This is a genomic window from Vallitalea pronyensis (assembly GCF_018141445.1).
In the GTDB taxonomy this organism is placed as follows: domain Bacteria; phylum Bacillota; class Clostridia; order Lachnospirales; family Vallitaleaceae; genus Vallitalea; species Vallitalea pronyensis.
In genome coordinates this window covers 1,777,256-1,797,140 of the sequence record NZ_CP058649.1, presented here as the reverse complement: position 1 = coordinate 1,797,140, position 19,885 = coordinate 1,777,256, and the positions used below count along the sequence as shown (strand labels likewise).

Sequence of the window (19,885 nt, the reverse complement as noted above, 5' to 3'; positions counted from 1 at the left end):
CAATGAACGACTTAATTGAGGGGGTTACCTATTTTAATTGATGCAGCATGGCTTTAATTTTATTGATTAATTGCTCACGGTTTATCTCATTGTTTAAAAACTGCTCAAAGAATTGGTACATCTCATTGGGACTGCCTGGTGGTAAAGACGTCCAACTCCATCCATATACTTTTCCTTCATTATAATATGCCTCAATTTCAGAAGCGATGTCTCCAAGCTGCTTGCTTTTATAGTGTACATGGTTGAAGGCTGGTATGAACTTTAATTCTTCAATCATATACTGTTTACCCATATCAGATGTGACCAGCCAATTCAAAAAATCTTTTGCCTCATCTTTGACATGTGATTCTTTGTTAACCACCCAGTACATGGGCACACCATAAGGAATGGCTGCACCATCCTTTTGACCAACAGGTATAGGCATTAAACCAACGTTCAAGTCAGGATTTAGTTTGTCCAATTGAATCTGAATCCAATTCCCCTGTTGAATAATGGCAGCTTCTTCCTTTGCAAAGGTTTCAACTTGCCTGGAATAACTTGTCATAAATGGATGTTCTTGACCATAAACCATTGTTATTTCAAGTAAATCCAGCCATTCATGCATCAATGGGTCCTCCATCAAATCTATCTGGCCCGATATGATTCCCTTGATAAATGCCTCAGGGTTATGTCGATTAGCAAGAACAGCATTAAACCCATGATGGGTGATAACCCACCACTCTTGATAGCCGTTGCAAAATGGCTGATACCCCTTCTGCTGTAAGATTTTTGCAACATCTTCCAGGGCTTTTGGGGTGGTTGGCAAGTCATCTATCCCACAGGCTTTGAAGATATCCTTATTATATAGAAAGCCATATCCTTCCATATTATAGGGCATGCCATAGATGTGACCATCCTTTGTAACGGGTTCAATGGCCTCTTGATGCACATGATCAATCCACGGTTGATGGGTCAAGGGTTCCAACTCATCCAACCATAAATCTAATTCCCGTTCACCACCACAATTAAAAATATCCGGTTCATCACCCGATGCAAATTCTGATTTAATGAGTCCCTGATAATCATGCCCTCCATAGGTAGTAATTTTAATTTCAACATCTTCATGGCTGGCTTCATAAGCCCTAGCCAGTTGATCCAGTTGCTCAACGATTTCGATTTTATATTGAAAAATATGAATCTGCTTTTTTTCTACGACTTCAGAGCCTACTGTGACCCCTTGTTTTTTATCGGTCATGAACGGTTTACACCCAGTGAATACAATAGCAAATAAACCAATCCATATGATTATTTTATGGTAAAGTGTAAACCGTTTCATCTTACTCCCCCTTATTTTATTGCGCCTGAAATAACACCTTTGATAATATACTTTTGTGCAAATATGTAAAAGATGATAATGGGTATAATGGCAAGATTCAGACCTGCCATTGCCAAATGCCAGTCTTTGGAAAAAGCACCAAAAAAGTATTGTGCCGCCAAAGGTATGGTACGTATGGCTTTATCTTGCAAAACAAGTGACGGCAGTAAAAAGTCATTCCATATCCATATACCATTGAGTATGGCTACGGTCACTGAAATAGGCTTGATTAATGGCAGTACGATATAAACAAATGTTTGTACAGGGTTACAGCCATCAATGGATGCAGCCAATTCCAAGTCCAATGGAATGGTTTTCATGAAACCATGATACAGAAAAACTGACATACTGGAGCCAAACCCTATATACATGATGATTATACCCATTCTTGTATTGACAAGATTCAACTTATCAACACCAAAGAGGTTAACCAGCGGCAGCATGACGGATTGAAATGGAATCATCATTGCAGCAACAAACAGTAGAAGAATGGCGTTGCTAATCTTTGTCTTTGTTCTCACCAATACCCATGATGACATGGAAGAAAACAGAATTAATAACAATAGACTGAGAACTGTAATGATGAGTGAATTAGACAATGATTTCAGAAAATCCATCTTCTCCATGGCTCTTGGGTAATTCTCAAAACCTAAGGTTTCGGGCAGCCCTATGGTATCTACCAGTATATTGCGTTTGCTTTTAAGACTATTTGTCACAACCACATAGAAAGGTACAAGATATAATATGCCTAATGCTAAACCTATGATTTCCATAACAATCAATCGTATTCTTCGTTTCTTCATTACATCTCCAACTCCCTTTTCTTAGAAAGATATACCTGTATGATTGATATTATAGCGATAATCACAAAAAACAGTACGGCTTGTGCCTGCCCTTCTCCAAAATTGGATTCTTTAAAGGATTTTGTGATGATTTCCATAGCTATTAGCTCCGTACTTCTAGCTGGATCACCGTTGGTTAAGGATACATTGACATCATACATCATAAAGGACCTTGATAACGTTAAAAATAAACTCACTGTAAAAGCTGGTGCAACCAACGGGAAAATAATGGCTTTCGTTCTTTGCCATGCATTGGCACCATCAATTTTTGCCGCTTCCAGCAATTCCTGAGGTATACCTTGAATGGCTGCAATGTAAATAATCATAATGTAACCACCCATCTGCCATGTGGAGACGATGGCCAAGGACATAATAGCTGTTGATGATTTGGCTAACATGTTCATATCTGTGTTAAAAATAATGGGGACAATTTTTATGAAAACAAACCGCCATACATAACCTAAAATTAATCCGCCAATAAGATTCGGCATGAAAAATATGGTGCGAAGCAAATTGGCTGTTCTAAATTTTTGAGTGACCAGTAATGCCAATGAAAACCCTATGACATTAATGAGCAACATAGCAAGTAAACTGTATTTGATGGTTACCCAAAAGGACTTAATCACTTGTTCATCACTGAATATTTTACTATAATTACTACTGCCAATCCACGAAATAGCCTTACCGGGAATGCCATTCCAATCCGTAAATGAATAATAGATACCTACAAAGAATGGTATAATGACAACCAAGAAAAAAGCTGCAAGTGTTGGCGTTAAAAAGGACCAAAATAACACATGCTTTTTCATCTTCTTATTCATAATCTTACCTCGATTTCTATCCATATATAAACAATCCATTGAACGGTTGCCATCCTCTTTAGCAAATGAGGTAATAAACCTACTCAAGGGATTTCCAGATTTCATCCAGATAAGGGAATATGCTTTCTTTATCCAATTCACCTACATAATATTTTTGAATGGTCTCTTTTACACCGGGATCTGTAAACCCATCTGGGGCATACATCCACATCCAAGGTACTGTCTTACCTGCTGCACTATAGTCTTGAATAGCTGCTGAAAGCATGTCTTTTGCCGCCAATGTGACGTTACTAAATGGTGGAATAAAGCTGCAGTCTTCAACTAAAAACTTAGCACCCCGTTCTGTAGAAGCGATATAATCTAGAAACAGCTTTGCAGCTTCTTTCTTGTCATCTGTGGCGTTCTTGTTAACTGTCCAATACATAGGCACACCAACAGGGATTGTATCGTTCTTACCCCTTGGGTCATCATTAAGGGGTATTGGAAGATAGGCAAGGTTCAGTTCAGGATTAATTTCATTCAACATACCTATTGTCCAGTTTCCTTGATGCAATACTGCTGTCTTTTCAAGTGCAAAATTCCCTACTTGATCATCATAGGATACATTCATAACGTCCTCATAGGTATACTCAAAATATAAATCCAGTAAGTTGAGAAAATCAACAAAGCGATCATTCCCAGCTATTGTCTGGGTACCATCATAGATACCCTCCACAAACGCCATGGGGTCTTCTTGATGAGCAAAAGGTAAATTTATCGCATGAATTGCTGCTGTCCACCATGCACTACCACCAATTGAAAAAGATAGAACGGTATCAATACCCAGTTCCTCTTTTTTGCTATCTAGGGTTGAAAAGACTTCTCTCAAAGAGGATAACGATGTCACACTGCTAGGATCAATACCAGCTTGTTCAAACATATCCACATTAATCATAAGACCATATCCTTCAATACTGTAGGGCTGCCCATACACTTCATTATCAATGGTCACCATATCCAATGTCCCTTGATAAGCATGATTAATCCATGGTTGATTTGTCAAAGGTTCAAGAAAATCAAACCATAAATCCAGATCAACAGGACCGCCTATGTTGAACACATCGGGCTCACTCCCTGAGTTCATTCTTGCCTTGAGTGCGTCGCCATAACTTTGGCCACCACCTACTGTATCAATCTTGACGTCAATGTATGGATAAACAGCTTCAAAATCTTCAATGAGTGCATCTAGCTGCTCAACAATTTCTACTTTATATTGTAGAATATCAATGGTTACGTCATCTTTATCTTTTACTGCCTCTACACTTTCATTTGTGTTGTTCTTATCACCTGTTCCATTTTTTTCGCTAGGGTCTCCAGACTGGTTGGTGGTTGTTTTTCCACACCCCACACTACTAAATACAACCGTTAATACCAATAACCATGCTATCATTTTTCGCATTTTATTATCCTCCTATTTTTTATATGTCCGAAAAAACGAACCGCTTATTGACCTATTTATTATAGGTTTCTTAAGGAATCATTGGAACAGACAATCATGACATAATAGGGGTATAAAATTGATATTATAACTTTTTTCTGAAATTTTTAGGTGTTACGCTAAATTTATGTCTAAACACTTTAGAAAAATATTTCTCATCCTCATAACCTACCTGATTGGCAATCTCTTTTATTTTAAGATGCTGAATCTGTAAGAGCTCTTTTGCTTTATTCATACGAAGGTTTGTGATGTATTCCGTTACGGTGACACCTATTTTTTTTCTAAAGTTACGGGATAAGTGTTCTTTGGATAAATAGAATTTTCGAGCGATATCTTGTAGACTTATGGTTTCGGTATAATGCTCATTCATGTAGTTGACGATAATGTAGACCAGATCTTTTTTTAGATTATTGTAATCATGGAGGTATTTGCACAATGTGACTAAATCTTCAATCATAAAAGCTTTTACATCCTCCAAAGGATGATTCTCTATGTGTTTCAAGGATGTCACCCGTTCATCTAACACCAGTGAATTTGAATCTTTAAGGAGCGTTTCTAAGAGATAAACACGTAATATTTTATACTCGTCAATGAGTGCCATTAACATACCTACTGAAAAATAATCTTCTTGGCAGATGTCATCAAAAATAGCACTGACATATTTGGCCACTTTTTTGCTTTGTCCTAATGAAAATGCAATGGCCAAGTCCATCTTAATGGATTGAAAATAATTTCTTTCAGACGTAAACTGTCGTTTGTAAGTGGTCAAATACGTTTGATTGTCATTTAGATTTCTCTGCTCTAATGCATGCTCCGATTCACAATTAGCCCTGTAAATACGCTTTTTAAAATCATGTTCTTGACTTAGACCACAAAATAATTGACTTTTATATAAGCGTTTTACCGTCTTACAGTATTTTTGTATAAAATGTAACATACGGTTATCAGATTCCCAGAAAATAACTTTTACACTGCACCGATCCGTGTTATCGTAAAAAGCATAGGCGTGTAAATGTTCAATAACAATCCATTCTCGGCATATGTTGGTTAATGCAAAATACAGCGTCTGCATATGACCTGCGAACTGCTTCTTAACAGTAAACGATGCACCATCAATTCGTGCTGTTAAGACGAAAACAGGAGCAGTATCAGGAATATCAAATTGCTTCTTAATGTCATCCACTTCTGTTTTAATGGGATGCAGGACATGCAGCATGTTTAAAAAAAGTTTATCCCAATACACATGTTCTTTCTTATAGTGATTCAAGATTAGCTGGGTTTGCTCTTTCTCTTTCATGACCTTCTTGACTGCAAGCCCCATGGCTTTTTCAAGCTGTTTAACATCAATGGGTTTCGTGATATAGTCAACACCACCATGTCGAATGGCGTGCTGAACATAATTGAAGTCACTATAGCCGCTAATCACAATCACTTGGGTAACCCTTGTGTGCTGTGAGATCCAAGTCACCAGTTGTTTCCCATGCATATTGGGCATCATCATATCCGTAAGGACGATATCCGGTTGTTTCTCTTTTACAATTTCTGTTGCTTCTTTACCATCACATGCATCGTAGACCTCTGTAATACCATAGGATGACCAATTAATAATCATTCTTATGGCATCGATGACATGTTTTTCATTATCAACAATTAATACCTTCATCTAATCACCTACCTAGTGGTATGGTTATACGGACTGTCAGTCCGCCATACTTATTATGGCTTACGCTAAGCATTGACTTATCCCCATAATGATAATGAAGACGTTTTGCAATGTTTAATAAACCAATGGACTCGTGATGCTGTTTATGGCCTATTACTGCCTTAAAACCTTGATTCAACTGTTTTATCATGTCTTCATCAAGCCCTCTACCATTATCAGCCACATCCAATATACAATTTGATGCCATTTTAATAACGGTAATGATAATGCGTCCTAAGTTTTTAGCCTCACGAAAACCATGAACAAAACAATTTTCTACTATAGGCTGTAAAATCATCTTGGGTACATTGACATCGGTCATATCATCATCGACTTCTATATGATAACCAATGCCTTGGTTAAAGCGATGTGCCTGTAAGCTCAAGTAATTCTGGCAATAATCTAACTCATCCGAAATCTGTACAATCTGATCTTGATTCCTCATGCTGTAGTTCATCATGTTACCCAGTTGCACAATCAAGTCATAGACCTTTCTATTGTGTGATTTAATGGCTTCTGTTCCGATGGATTGAAGGACATTGTTCATAAAATGAGAATTAATCTGACTTTGGAGTGCTTTTAGTTCTGTTGTTGTATTCTCTATCTTGAGTTTATATTCCAGCTCAATATGTTCATTAATGGAGTGCATCATATGATTAAAATGCTCTTCCAACTCCCCAAATTCATCTTTTCTTTCCATGACAGCAACCGTATCTAAATGGCCATTGTTCACTTGCTTAATGGCTTCTAGCAATCGTTGAATGGGTTTTGTAAAATAGAAGGAATTTCGCAAAGATGATACAATACTGACAATAATAATCAGAACCAGCAAAATAATGATGAAATGGAGCATTTCATTGATTTTTCCATCTATTTTATTCACAGGAATCTGTTTAATCATCATGAGGTTCATATAAGGTTTTTCTATGGTTTCAATAACACAAATACCTTCAAAGGCATCTTCTGACCAGGGAAAATTATAGACCCCCTTTTCAATATGGGTTAATGATGCGTTAAGCAAAGAGGCATTTAAGGATTGACCAATCAATGTGGGATCCGATGCGTACCATATCTGAGCATCGGACTGATTGATAAGATAAAAAGACTCACTGCTGGCATCGTATAAATCTTTTAGCAGCACATCAAATATATCCACATCCAAATCAATGACCAATTGCCCAATTTGGGTGTCTTTTGGTACTTCATAAATATTACGTACAAAAGAAATGACGTGCTTATGTTTGTTAATCATATGGGGTATGTGATAATCCCGTGTTGGATGCAAGGATATGACACAAGCTTCAACATCCGTATCATAAGCATAACCTTCATTTATGATTGTATTGGCCATCATATAATCTCTAAAAAGAAACGCCCTGTTAATGTTCTCCATATACAGGTAAATCTGAAAAATGGACTCTTCAAAATCCTTAATGGTACTTATGGCATCCATAAAGAACCAATCGGATTCCATATCATAATGGGTTTTGATGACGGTTGTTAAACTTTTGCCTCGAAATTGACTTTTATAGATATTGTGGGATGCCTGATTCACCCGATCAAAATAGCTGGCAATGTTTTTTCTGCTTTCTCGAAAAGTTTGCTCAATGGCTTCGATCATCAATTCTTTAACCACTTTTTTTGAGTAGGTGTACATATAAAAGGAAGAGGCAAAAACAGGTAAGGCTAATGTAATCATAAATGTGATAAACAAACGTCCTTTTATGCTGCTTTTTTTCCATTTCATAGGACACCTACCTTTCGTCACAAAGAGGACATGTCTTTAGAGATTATGTTTAAGCTGTTGATATTCCTTCACAATTTTGACACCTGAAGACGTACCAATTCTTGTAGCACCTGCTTCCAGAAAAGCCATGAATTCTCTAAGGCTGCGTATTCCGCCAGATGCTTTTATTTGTATACCCTCATCTGCATACTGCCTCATGATGGTCACATCTTCAATACGTGCTCCATATTCTCCAAAACCTGTGGATGTTTTAATAAAATCTGGCTTAATGTCATTAGCAATCTGACATAGTTGTACGATTTCTTCTTTGGTTAAGTAACATGTTTCAAAAATCACCTTGGACACCACTTGATGTTGTCTGCATATATCCACGATAGATGCCATTTCTTTTTTAATATAATCATGATTCTTATTCTTGAGCTCAACCATATTAATGACATAGTCCACTTCACCTGCACCTTTTTTAATGGCATCTAATGTTTCAAAACATTTTGTCTCCAGTGTGCATTGTCCTAATGGAAAACTTACAGCAGCATCTACCAATACATCCGAACCTTCCAACGCCTTTTTACAAAATGCAATACCTGCATTGTTAATGGCAACGGTTTTAAAACCATAAGTCATACTTTTTTGGCATATATCCAACCAATCATCATTAGAAATAAAAGGTTTGAGTACGGTGTTATCAATCATCTTTGCTACGTGTTTAACTTGAAGATTATCTAAGTCCATGTTACGCTCCCCTTTCGGATGCATGCTGTTCAATTGCTTCTACCATACAGTCAATTTCTTGTATTGTTTCTTTTGGCATTTCCCATTCTAGCGCTTTTACATTAGCAGCCAATTCGTCCTGATTCATAACGGTAGCAATAATGGACGTTACCTGGTCTTTTGCCATAAGATAGTTCATAGCAATTTCATTAAGTGCTTTGTCTTTGAGTGGCTCTAAGTTTCTGATTTTATCTAAGAGTGTCAAATACTTCATTCTTTCCTCACCATGCAGCTTAGGATTATTATGTCTCACGTCCCCTTGGCCAAAAGTGGTGTCCTCTTTAATTTTTCCCACTAACAAACCTTGAAACAAAGGGCTATATGGGAAGAACGCCATACCCTTTTCTTTTACATAAGGGAATATTTCTTTTGATACTCTGTACTGGAGGGGTATGTTATGGTATGTGGCAGCATTTTGCTCAAACATATTGTACAATCCCTGCATGGATACAATATCGACTATGGCCGATGCCTTTTTTATATCACTCACCGAATAATTGCTTAATCCTATGTAGTTGGCTTTGCCGGAATCCTTTATGGCTTTCATAGCAGTCATTGTTTCCTCTAAAGGTACACCACTATCCGTCGGCCAATGGACTTGTAAAAGATTCACATAGTCTACCCCCAGCCGTAACAAGCTGTCATCTATTTCTTTCAAAAGACTGTCTGCTGATACATCATTTCTAGCTTCGCCTTGATCATTCCATGGGATACCTGCCTTGGTTGCAATAAATATATTGTGCCGATTACCTTTAATGGCTTTACCTAGAATCGTTTCTGCATAGCCCATCCCGTATATGGGTGCTACATCAAAAAAGTTAACACCCAATGCCATGGCTTTCTGGATGGCCTTCATTTGGTCTTGGTCATGATGATTGGACCAGCTGCCTTTTCCTGATGCACCCCAACAACCATAACCGATTGCACTAAAATCAAAATCAATCTTTTTTACGCGTTTATACTTCATTTTTTCCTCCTTCTAACCATCATTTGGTTATACTCGATTACTTTTTTTTAACATCAACCCATCATATGCAATTTTCTATGTTCTTGCCATGATGTCATAAACGGGTTCCAGGGCACGATACAATGCCTCAAAAACCTCTAGTCTACTGTTATACAGCGCCACTTGTTTTTTTCTTGGCTTAAATCGCTTGACAACCTTAATAAAATCATGGATTTTTTCAAATGAATCATAGATACCAATACCCACACCAGCCGTTACAGCAGCACCAATGGATGTGGCTTCCTCGATATAATTCGGTACTAGGATATCCGTGTTATAGATATCTGCAAATATTTGACACCAGATTGGGCTTTTGGCACCACCACCTGTCATCATCACCTCTCGGGTATATTGCCTATTAGTCACAATATCCAATATGATCTTAAGATTAAAAGTAATACCTTCAAATACGGACCTTACCATCTCCTCTTTCGTTGTATCCATCTTAATCCCAATGAACCCTGCCCTTGCGTTGACATTCCAACGGGGACTTCTTTCACCTAGCAGATAAGGCATAAAATACACACCGCCCGAACCCGCTTCAACATGAGAAATCATGTCATTAAGAATGTCATAGACATTGGTGCCTGTAAGCTTTGCTTCTTGAGATTCCATTTTGGCTAACTGTTTAACAAACCAAGATAGTGAAGCTCCTGCCGCCTGCATGGTGCCACAAGGCACATATTTACCTGGTACAACATGCACCCAGTTAAATGTCCTCAATTGTGCGTCATATATAGGCCGATTAGCTGTTGTCGCATTCCACGCAGATGTTCCAAGGGTACAAAATACATCCCCCTCTGCAATACATCCAGCTCCCAGGGCTGACATGGAACCATCCCCTCCACCACATACAACGGGTGTTCCGCTGAACAGCCCTGTATCCCGTGAAGCGGTTTCTGAAACACTGCCAACAACATCTGTTGAACCATGTATTCTTGGCATCTTATCCATATCGATCTCAACAGCATCAGCTATTATTTTGGACCATTCCAATGTATTGATATCCAGCAAATTCGTTGAAGACGCGTCGGAATAGTCGGTTACGAACTCGCCTGTTAATCGGCTAATGACATAGTCTTTTGCATGAAGTACTTTGTATGTCTTTTCGTAGACTTCTGGCTCATTGTTTTTAATCCACATGAGCTTTGCTAACGAATAGGATGCACGGGGGCGATGACCTGTAATCCGATAAAACTCTTCTTCCTCAAAAAGCTCTTTTATCCTGCATTCTTCCTTCGTACTTCGCATGTCTGCCCATATAATAGCCTGTCTTAGAGGTTTACCATGCTCATCAACGCATAGACAACCCATCATCTGCCCACTAAAAGATACACCAATCACATCTTGTGGGTTAACCCTGCTTAGAATACGTTTTGTGGTTTGACAGACTGCCTGATACCATATCTCCGCATCCTGTTCAGCCCACACACCGTTAAACCATTGTGTCTCATAAGCATAAACTTCACTGTCCAGTAATTCTCCTTCCGTAGAGAAAAGTGTCACCTTATTGCCTGAAGTGCCTAAATCATGGGCAAGTAAATACTTCATCCGTTACTCCTTTCATGAACCGCTCATAGGGAACCGGTTCCACACGCCCTAAAAATTTTTATTGACCGTGTTTCTTCATTTTTTCAGATCCTCTGGCAATCAATTTGGGTTCTATAATTATCCGTTGAGGCAGTTTTTTCTCACCTGTATGCACCATACGCGCTAAAAGAAGCTTCATCACTTGTCTACCCATATCAATAGGGTCCCGTTGTGCTACAGAAAGCTTTACATTCAAGGTTCTTAGCAATTCAATATCATCAAATCCTACAAGACTAATGTCATCAGGTATCCGATAGCTGTCTTCAATCAATGCCTGTAAAATACCAATAGTCGTTAAGTTATTCGGGGAAAAAAGTGCTGTTGGACGTTCTTCTGACTGCATCATCACTTTCGTCAGCTGATAAGCTTTTTCCGTTGAAAAATCGCCCTCAAAAATGAATGTCTCATCCACTGCCAAACCAGCATCAACCAAAGCGTTCTTATAGCCCTTTAATCGGTCTTGACCAATGGGTAAATCTAAATTACCTGTTATGGTTCCAATCTGTGTATGACCGTTTTCTATCAAGAGCTTCGTACACCCATAGGCACCTTTGATATTGTCTGTAAAAACACCATCCCATTCGGTAAATTCTACACCACGGTCAAGGAGTACAATGGGTGCATTGAGCAGTTTAACACTGTCGATAAATTGCTTCTCGTAGGCAGGGTCTTTTAATCCTCCTGAGGCGGGCGTTATAATCATGCCCTTAACGTGATAAGTACGAAGCATTTTAAGTGCTTTCATTTCTTTATCCGGTTGATTATCGGTATCACAAAACAAAATATTCATATCCTGCCCTTCTGCCACGTCACTAATTCCTTTAAAAATTTCAGCAAAGAAGGGGTTACTGATTTCTGGTATGACAACACCTATAACGTTACTGTTTTTTGTGGATAGACTTCTTGCTGTCTCAGATGGCACATAATTCAATGCCTCAATCTTAGCTGCAATTCTTTCTGCAACCTCCTGAGATACATACCCTGAACTGTTCAAATACCTAGAAACGGTTGCTTTGGATACGTGACATGCATCAGCAATATCTTTGATTGTAACACCCATGAATTCTTCTCCTCTATGGCATTCGTTAACCTAAATGATAGCATCAATATTTTGAATTGTCAACGACGATCATGAGAGGAATATGGCTTGATGAATAAAAAAATCCAAATCTTCTTGACACCATGTGGGTCTTGATATTTTACTAAGAATATGAATTCTAAAGTGCTTTGTCTTTCATTTTTTCACTTCACTTTTTTATGATTTCATGGAATATTACATTATTTCCACAACGCATAGGGTGTGAATAGTAAATAAAAAACCGTTATAACCCCTTATATTATAAGGGCTTATAGAAGCATAACGATTCAAATAAACACAAGTTTTTTAGACCTTTTGTATGTTTTTAATATATAACCCCCTATAAATTTGTGCAGTATTACGGCTAGTTTTTATATTGCTTTTGAATTATAATCGAAATTGTCATATACTTTCAGAAAGGCGGTGGAATGTATTTTAAAATTTAGATAATTGAAGGGAGGTCTTCGTTTTCTTTTAATGGGCAAATAACATACCGTAAGATTTTAGATGTTTTTATGAATAGTGTTACACGAATGAGGCATTCATTTTTTGAAAAAAATAGGTGCTGTTATACGCACTGAAAAGGAGAAATAGGATGAAAAAAACATGTAAATATTTTAGTTGTATACTGACTTTATTATTCGTATTGAATGCAATCTGTATGAACAATCAAGTCGTATATGCTTCTTCTGATGTCAATGTTTATGATAAATTTACCACGCTAAACCAATGGGACATATCTAACCAGTATGATTGGATAATTGTCAATGGCATCGCTTGCAACATTAATTGTACCGAAGAATCAACACTAACACTCTCTCAATCATTCCATACACTTGATCGTAAAACATTAACACTTAGATTTGATCTTAGAACCATTAACCTTGATTCTGATGAATATCTAGCGGTGGATGTTTATGATGGACAGGGGTGGATTCCCTTACAAGAATGGAACGGCACCGTTGATTGGAAAACCGTTGATTTTAATTTAAAGGATTACGCAAATAGCGAATTAAAAATACGCTTTAGAGCAAAAAAGGACAGCCCTTTTGCGTTCATAGGTATTGACAATTTGACCATTACGGATCGCTATGGAACGGTTCCAGCCCCAGCATCTCTTCCAAATATTATAGCTGGTGATCATTGGAAAAACCATTTTATCCATGATGTTAAACCTTTCTGGACCACGGATATTGCCATGGGTGAAAATGGAAACTTCCCCACTTATCGGGAAATGGATGGTTCAATCCCTGACCCCATTATTCACGAAGATGGCACAGATCGGTCACTCCGTTATGTACGTATGCTTTCTCGCCAAACATATGCTTATGCTATGGGCTATCTCCTAACAGGCGATGAAGAACTCTTAAAGTTATCTAAAAAAGGTTGTAATTGGATTAAAAACCATGGTAAAGATAATGTGAATGGGGGTTGGTATATGACCCTTAATCAAGATGGTACACCTGCTAACCCTAATGAAGATAAAGATGCCCAGAACTTATCCTATACTGCTATGGGTTTTGGATCTTATTATTTTGTGACCAGAGATGAAGCAATGGAAAACGAAGTATTAGGCATTCGTGATTTAATGTTTAATAAGTATTGGGATGCAACCAACGAACGTATGATGGATGGTCTGGATTACACATTAACCAACGAAATTGATTTAAGAAATGATAATGCCTATGAGCTTGTTGCAGCATTAGATAATATCAATGCTTATATGCTTATTGTTCAACCTGTGCTAAGGGATTATACGCGACGAAATCAATTCCTATCCGATATGCAAACGTTATCTGACTCCATGATTAAACACTTCTATCAAGATGGTATCTTCTGGGGAACAAGTGGTAACAAAGGCATCTACGACGGTAAAGATCATAATGATTTTGGTCACAGTTTAAAAACGTACTGGATGATGTTACAGTTGGATAAAAGGTTACCCGACCACCCCTATCATGCCCTCTTAACAGAAGGTGACAACAGTGTTAATAAATGGGTTAATCTTGCTTATGATGACAACTATGGCCGCTGGGCTCAGTATCCTACAAGCCAAACAACCCACAATGAAGATGGTGTGTCATGGTGGGTATATTGTGAAGAAGACCAGCTTACTGCAACATTAAACTTAGCCAGTCAAGACTATTCAAGTATATTAGAAAACACCTTGGACAATTGGCGTACGGATTTTGTTGATACTGTTTATGGCAATAACCGAGGCATCTTTGATGGTGTACAACGTGATGGTAGTGGTCATAATTGGCCAGCTGACAGCACTTCAAAAGCTTGGCATTGGAAAAATGCTTACCATGAAACCGAACATGCCCTTATTATGTACATCATAGGAAGACAAATGGAAGGCAAAAATGTGGAACTTTATTTTGCTGTCCCAGAATCACAAAAAGAAACATTCATCGCTAAGCCCTACATGTATGAAGGTAAAGAGGTCAATAGAGAGTATTTACATACATTTGAAGTGGATGGTCAACAATTACGCAAAGTAAAAGTAACCTTTACAGATGTTTACTAATATTTTTAACACCGTCGGGAAGTAAAAATATACATATAGCCCCTGATAACCCATTCAATGGTTATCAAGGGCTTATATTTATAATGACTTACTTCGTCATTATACCATACCTATGCATGTTTACTTTCTAACAATGAAACCAACTCACTATAGAGTTAATAGCTCTCATGCACCATTTTATTTCTAAGTGTATTATGTCAGTTCATCCATCCATTCAATACACAGTCTCATCCAACTGGCCACATGGGGTAGTACGCCGTCCTTATTTTCCGCCACCTCTGTATTGGATAAGGATAATCCATGAGAACCCTTTTGATAGACATGCATTTCAAAAGGTACGTCATATTGTCTTAATGCTGTTGCATAGATTAAAGAATTTTCTACGGGAACTGCCTTGTCCTCTACAGTATGCCAGAGGAATGTAGGTGGTGTACTCGGATGTACGCACTTATCCATGGACATGCTCATACATGCTTCTTCCTTGGCATCTTCCCCCAATAAATTTGCAAAAGAACCTTGATGCATATGTTTGCCATAGACAAGGACGGGATAAGCCAGAATGGAACCCTTGATCATCAGCTCATCCAAATGGATGCCATGTGCTTCTTTTACCCATTTTTTAGTATAGAGGTTGGAAAGACTTGCACATAGATGACCGCCTGCGGAAAAACCACAGAGGAATATCCGTGATATGTCCACATGCCATTCCTTAGCTCTTTCTTTTATAATGGTCAACGCCCTTGCAGCATCCAACAAAGGTGCAGGATGCCTTCTTGGTGCTACACTGTAATCCACATAGACTGCATGGTAACCGGCATCATTGAATGCTACAGCCACAGGCTCAGCTTCTCTTGGAGATGTAAAACCATAGCCGCCGCCAGGAAAGATGGTAACTATTCCCCGTCTCTTGTTTCCCCCTCGGATGTAAGTGGTCATCTTGGGGCGAAACCCATCATCCATTTCCCCAGAATAGTTAAGTCCTTCCCATAAATCAATTGTTGTACATATCATTATTCATTACCTCCTATTGGACCAACTCTATCTATACGATTTGTCCAAATATAGCCAGTAAAACCTTTTGGTATTTTTTCTAGCGATTCCTTGGAATCAAATCCTTCTGACCATTTGCCATTACCCTCCACAATAACAACGGTTGTATTAACAGCGTTCATTCGCTCTACAAATTTATGGGGCCAGCCCCATAAGTACTTTGCATAAGTTAAAGGTATGTGAAGTTCCATGTTATGTATGGCTTTCGGAACATAACCTGTCCACCCTATCAGCTCATATTGCAGTAGTGCCTGTTTCAATTTTTTCTTGGATAAGACCCTGAGGGTATTGCTTTGCTCTCTCAAATAGAGCATACTGCCATGACTACCATACACGTTTATCTGATTTAAACGTTCAGGCGGCTTATCCTTAAGATACGTCCATAGTATTTTAGCCGTCTCCAAATCCCCGTCTTTTAGATCAATCAATAATGCTTGATCTGGGAATTGTTCCAAGACTTCTGTTAATTCGGGCATTAAACCAACACCCTTTCCTCTAAAAGGGTAGGTTTCACCACCATCTGCTGTGTACCCATAACCAATATCCAATTGCTTTAATGCATCCATGGTTTTATCCTTCACCATACCTGAACCATTGGTTCTCATGGCTAAATCGCTATCGTGAAATACAGCCAATTGGTTATCTTTTGTTCGCTGAATATCACATTCAACCATATGGGCACCGTGTTCAAAGGCCTTTATCATGGATTCTAGAGTATTCTCTAGATAGTGATGTTCGGGTTCATAGATGATGGCAGCCGTATTGGTATCCCATTCAACTTCTGAAATGTCAAAGGTCTGAGCCAGCCCTCTATGGGCTAACCACTTGTGTGTCCCTGTCTTATCTGAGAAGAGATTCGTATTATTTAACCATACCAACATCACAAAAATGACAAAGGCAATAAGAAACTTCCATCTTTTTTTTATTTTCTTCATGATGACCTCGCTTATGGTATCCTTGATTATTTTTATTTCTTCATGATTTTCATAATAACATAGCTTATATCCTTTACTGGATGTCTCTATAATAGGTTTACATGGTTAAACTGCATTTGTCAAGTCGTATTTTATTACGGGTAACCTGATTCCGTATACTTTAAGTTTGAATGAGATTATAGGTGAACATGCAAAAAGCATTGAAAACAAGCTTATTTTCAATGCTTTTTGGGTACTCATTTGCTATGATTATTCTATAGCTGCCTTTTTAAAGCTTAGGAAATTATATGAGCTTATGGTAACGCCAACCGATAAAAACCACTGGATATAACCGAGCACCAAAGGACTTTTTTATCAACCCGATCAAATTTAACATCCGATACTTTATCTGGATTACCAATGCCTGTATTGATTTTAGTCCATTTTTTTCCACCATTCTTTGTTAAATAGATGCCTGGATTCAGACTGTCTATCTTACTTGCTTTTCCAACATGGACAACGGCTCTGTCATCGTTATTTGGATCAACAAAGGTTTCGATAACATAGGGCATATGGAAGATCTTCGTCCAAGTGACACCCTTATCATCACTGGACCAAACACCACCATTTTCTTGTTCGCCATCGGCCGTCCCACAAGATATAAATATTTTTCCACTGTCTTGTATGTGCACATCATTCACAGAAACAATGCCTGCTGGAAGGGTTACTTCTGACCACTGTTCACCTCCGTTAGTTGACTTGAACAACCCTCCAATAGAAGCTTGACTTCCAATAACCGCTGCATACAGTGTATTTTGTCTTTCAGGATCCATTGCAAGAGCATTTACATTGGCAATCTCTGGAAGTCCTTTATTCATTGTTACCCAGTTAAGTCCACCATCTGTTGTTTTATACACCCCATAATCTTCATCGTTCATATGGGAACCGTTGACACCACCCCCTGCATCATTGATAACGGATTTTGGTACTGTAAAATACATGGTATCTGGTTTATTTTTATTGATTTTTAATGTATAAGATTTAACTTTATGCTTAACGGTCATAGGAATAGGATGGGATAATACTTCCCATGTTGCACCAGCATCTGTTGATTTCATGAAATCCCCTGCATGCTGTAAACGTTCACCGACCGCATAGAGAATATTCTTATTATGAGGATGAAAAGCACTTGCTGCAGGGCATGGCAACGTATTACTTCGATCTAACCGTTTAACAGGAAGGGACTTGGTATCAATCGTATGTACTTTATTGGAAAGGGTCCAGAAACTTGTCTCTCCTGCCATAAAGTACGGCTTATTGGTCTTTGGCTGGATAAGTACGTGTTTTCCTGGTACATTACTGTTACCTCGTCCAATCCATATGTCACTATCCGGTTCCAATTCAATGGCGTCCACCTGTTTCCATGTACGTCCATTATCCCTTGATAGCAAACGGGACTTAAAAGCATGAACCATAAGATTTTTACCGTCTGGGCTAATAGCCAGATATTGATAAGCTAGCATAGGGTACCTTAATGCATATAACCATGACCAATACTTCTCACAACCAACCTCCATATTCTGTGTGGTCAAATTCACATCTTCTGGCGAATACTGAGAGCGCCAATAAGCATCTTCTGTATAACCAATACCCGGTCTTGTTGAAACAAACCAGTTAGCGCCGCCATCCTCCGATATCCATACGCCTTCTGGACCAAAGGAATTCTCTTTACGCCCACAATTAACAATGTAAATCATATTAGGGTTCGTAGGATTTATCTCCACTTCTCTGAAGCTGGGTAATATAGCTGTTGGTACATCAAAACGCTCTTCAGCTTCTGTTTGGGTTATACCAAACCATTTAGCCATGATTTTATAGAAGCCGTAGCCACCTGTAAGCATCTCTTCATCACCAATAGCGTTAAGGTCTACACTTAACTTGTCATTGACAGATACCCAATTTTCACCTTCATTGGTGCTTTTATACACACCTCCTGAGGAAAGAACGCCTTTTTGACCATCATCTTCCCACATGGTTAACTCAACAGCATAGAAAATAATTTTATTCTTTGTTTTGTTGTAATGCATAGCAACATCTCGTAGAATACCATTATCCAATCCATTGTTTCTTAATGTCCAGCTTTCACCACCGTTATTGCTAAAATAAAATCCTCGACTGGTTGCTGCATATACTTTGGATGGCTTGTTAGGATGTACAAAAATCTGTCCAATCTCCGCCTCTGGATGCATACCACTATTGCTAACCTGCCATGTCTTTCCTTTATCAGTGGATTTCCATATTGTTCCTGTTACTTTTAAACCATCTATGGATTTGTATGGATTTTTCTGGGTTCTTGGATCAATGTTTTTCCAGAACGACCCTGAACCTACATAGATAATGTTATCATCTGTTGGATCGAAGCAAACAGCTGATAATGAAATGGTATCTGGTTCTGGGAAAACATCCAGTGATGCACGTTCCCAACTGGCACCTTTATCGGTGGTTTTCCATAGACCCAGGATATTGACTGCCAATCCAAAGGTTTCATCCTGTCTAGAGAAGTCTATTTGATAGGTTTGGGCAAGGTTATAGCGATAACCTCGACTATCATCACTGCTATTGGATTTCCACGTATCAAAACTTCTCATGCCGTCTGTTGAATAATAATTCTTTTTCATGTTCTGAGAAATGTACACATAATCCGCATCTGTGGGGTGAAAAATGGTTGAATCTGCTCCTCCTTGACTGCCTGGTCCCACTTGAACCCACTCAATGCTTTGCAAGGATTTTACTTCTCTTGACTGAAGTTTCTTAAAATAGTCAGGTATGTCGGGGGTTGAAGATGCAAGTACTACGTGTTCGGATACAATCATCAACACGGACATGATAACCACCACTAATGTTGTTGCTAGACACTTTTTCATCGGTACTTTCATATTAATCCTCCTCATGATTCAACTGCTTATTTATGTTACTTCATCTTTTAAGCCTTCACATGATGTC

14 protein-coding genes are annotated in these 19,885 nt (G+C 38.4%); 1 reads left to right on the top strand and 13 read right to left on the bottom strand.

Annotation, left to right across the window (positions count from 1 at the left end; translation table 11 throughout):
* Window positions 1-28 precede the first annotated feature (28 nt).
* From HZI73_RS07490 to HZI73_RS07445, 10 genes are all read right to left on the bottom strand, one after another.
* Entirely contained in the window at window positions 29-1,315 is a 1,287-nt protein-coding gene (locus tag HZI73_RS07490; RefSeq protein ID WP_212697631.1) for an ABC transporter substrate-binding protein, read from the bottom strand.
* An 11-nt stretch (window positions 1,316-1,326) separates the two neighbouring features.
* Window positions 1,327-2,157: a carbohydrate ABC transporter permease gene (locus HZI73_RS07485; RefSeq protein WP_212697630.1), complete on the bottom strand. Its 831-nt coding sequence runs from the start codon at window positions 2,155-2,157 to the stop codon at window positions 1,327-1,329.
* Complete coding sequence (locus tag HZI73_RS07480) at window positions 2,157-3,041, bottom strand: carbohydrate ABC transporter permease (RefSeq protein ID WP_246552386.1); 885 nt, start codon at window positions 3,039-3,041, stop codon at window positions 2,157-2,159. The genes HZI73_RS07485 and HZI73_RS07480 overlap by 1 nt, the downstream gene beginning before the upstream one ends.
* Window positions 3,042-3,096: 55 nt before the next feature.
* A complete protein-coding gene (locus HZI73_RS07475) occupies window positions 3,097-4,455 on the bottom strand; it encodes an ABC transporter substrate-binding protein (protein ID WP_212697629.1) in 1,359 nt (452 codons plus the stop codon).
* Between the two features lie 124 nt (window positions 4,456-4,579).
* Complete coding sequence (locus HZI73_RS07470; protein WP_212697628.1) at window positions 4,580-6,157, bottom strand: response regulator transcription factor; 1,578 nt, start codon at window positions 6,155-6,157, stop codon at window positions 4,580-4,582.
* A gap of 4 nt (window positions 6,158-6,161) precedes the next feature.
* Complete coding sequence (locus HZI73_RS07465; protein WP_212697627.1) at window positions 6,162-7,943, bottom strand: sensor histidine kinase; 1,782 nt, start codon at window positions 7,941-7,943, stop codon at window positions 6,162-6,164.
* A 36-nt stretch (window positions 7,944-7,979) separates the two neighbouring features.
* A complete protein-coding gene (deoC, locus tag HZI73_RS07460; RefSeq protein ID WP_212697626.1) occupies window positions 7,980-8,675 on the bottom strand; it encodes a deoxyribose-phosphate aldolase in 696 nt (231 codons plus the stop codon).
* 1 nt (window position 8,676) lies between these two features.
* A complete protein-coding gene (locus tag HZI73_RS07455) occupies window positions 8,677-9,681 on the bottom strand; it encodes an aldo/keto reductase (protein WP_212697625.1) in 1,005 nt (334 codons plus the stop codon).
* A gap of 75 nt (window positions 9,682-9,756) precedes the next feature.
* Complete coding sequence (gene xylB, locus HZI73_RS07450; protein ID WP_212697624.1) at window positions 9,757-11,271, bottom strand: xylulokinase; 1,515 nt, start codon at window positions 11,269-11,271, stop codon at window positions 9,757-9,759.
* A 58-nt stretch (window positions 11,272-11,329) separates the two neighbouring features.
* The gene (locus tag HZI73_RS07445; RefSeq protein ID WP_212697623.1) at window positions 11,330-12,370 is read right to left on the bottom strand and encodes a LacI family DNA-binding transcriptional regulator; all 1,041 of its coding nucleotides are present in this window, start codon (window positions 12,368-12,370) and stop codon (window positions 11,330-11,332) included.
* Window positions 12,371-12,983: 613 nt separating this feature from the next.
* Here HZI73_RS07445 and HZI73_RS07440 point away from each other — a divergent pair.
* The gene (locus tag HZI73_RS07440; protein WP_212697622.1) at window positions 12,984-14,918 is read left to right on the top strand and encodes an AGE family epimerase/isomerase; all 1,935 of its coding nucleotides are present in this window, start codon (window positions 12,984-12,986) and stop codon (window positions 14,916-14,918) included.
* Window positions 14,919-15,110: 192 nt separating this feature from the next.
* On the opposite strand, the gene HZI73_RS07435 is transcribed toward HZI73_RS07440, so the two are convergent.
* The 3 genes from HZI73_RS07435 to HZI73_RS07425 all read right to left on the bottom strand — a co-directional run bounded on the left by HZI73_RS07435 (window position 15,111) and on the right by HZI73_RS07425 (window position 19,818).
* A complete protein-coding gene (locus tag HZI73_RS07435; protein ID WP_212697621.1) occupies window positions 15,111-15,929 on the bottom strand; it encodes an alpha/beta hydrolase in 819 nt (272 codons plus the stop codon).
* Window positions 15,929-16,903, bottom strand: a complete 975-nt coding sequence (locus tag HZI73_RS07430; RefSeq protein ID WP_212697620.1) for a glycerophosphodiester phosphodiesterase family protein — start codon at window positions 16,901-16,903, stop codon at window positions 15,929-15,931. Before HZI73_RS07430 ends, HZI73_RS07435 begins: the two co-directional genes overlap by 1 nt.
* Window positions 16,904-17,196: 293 nt before the next feature.
* Window positions 17,197-19,818, bottom strand: a complete 2,622-nt coding sequence (locus tag HZI73_RS07425) for a VPS10 domain-containing protein (protein ID WP_212697619.1) — start codon at window positions 19,816-19,818, stop codon at window positions 17,197-17,199.
* Between the last annotated feature and the right edge of the window lie 67 nt (window positions 19,819-19,885).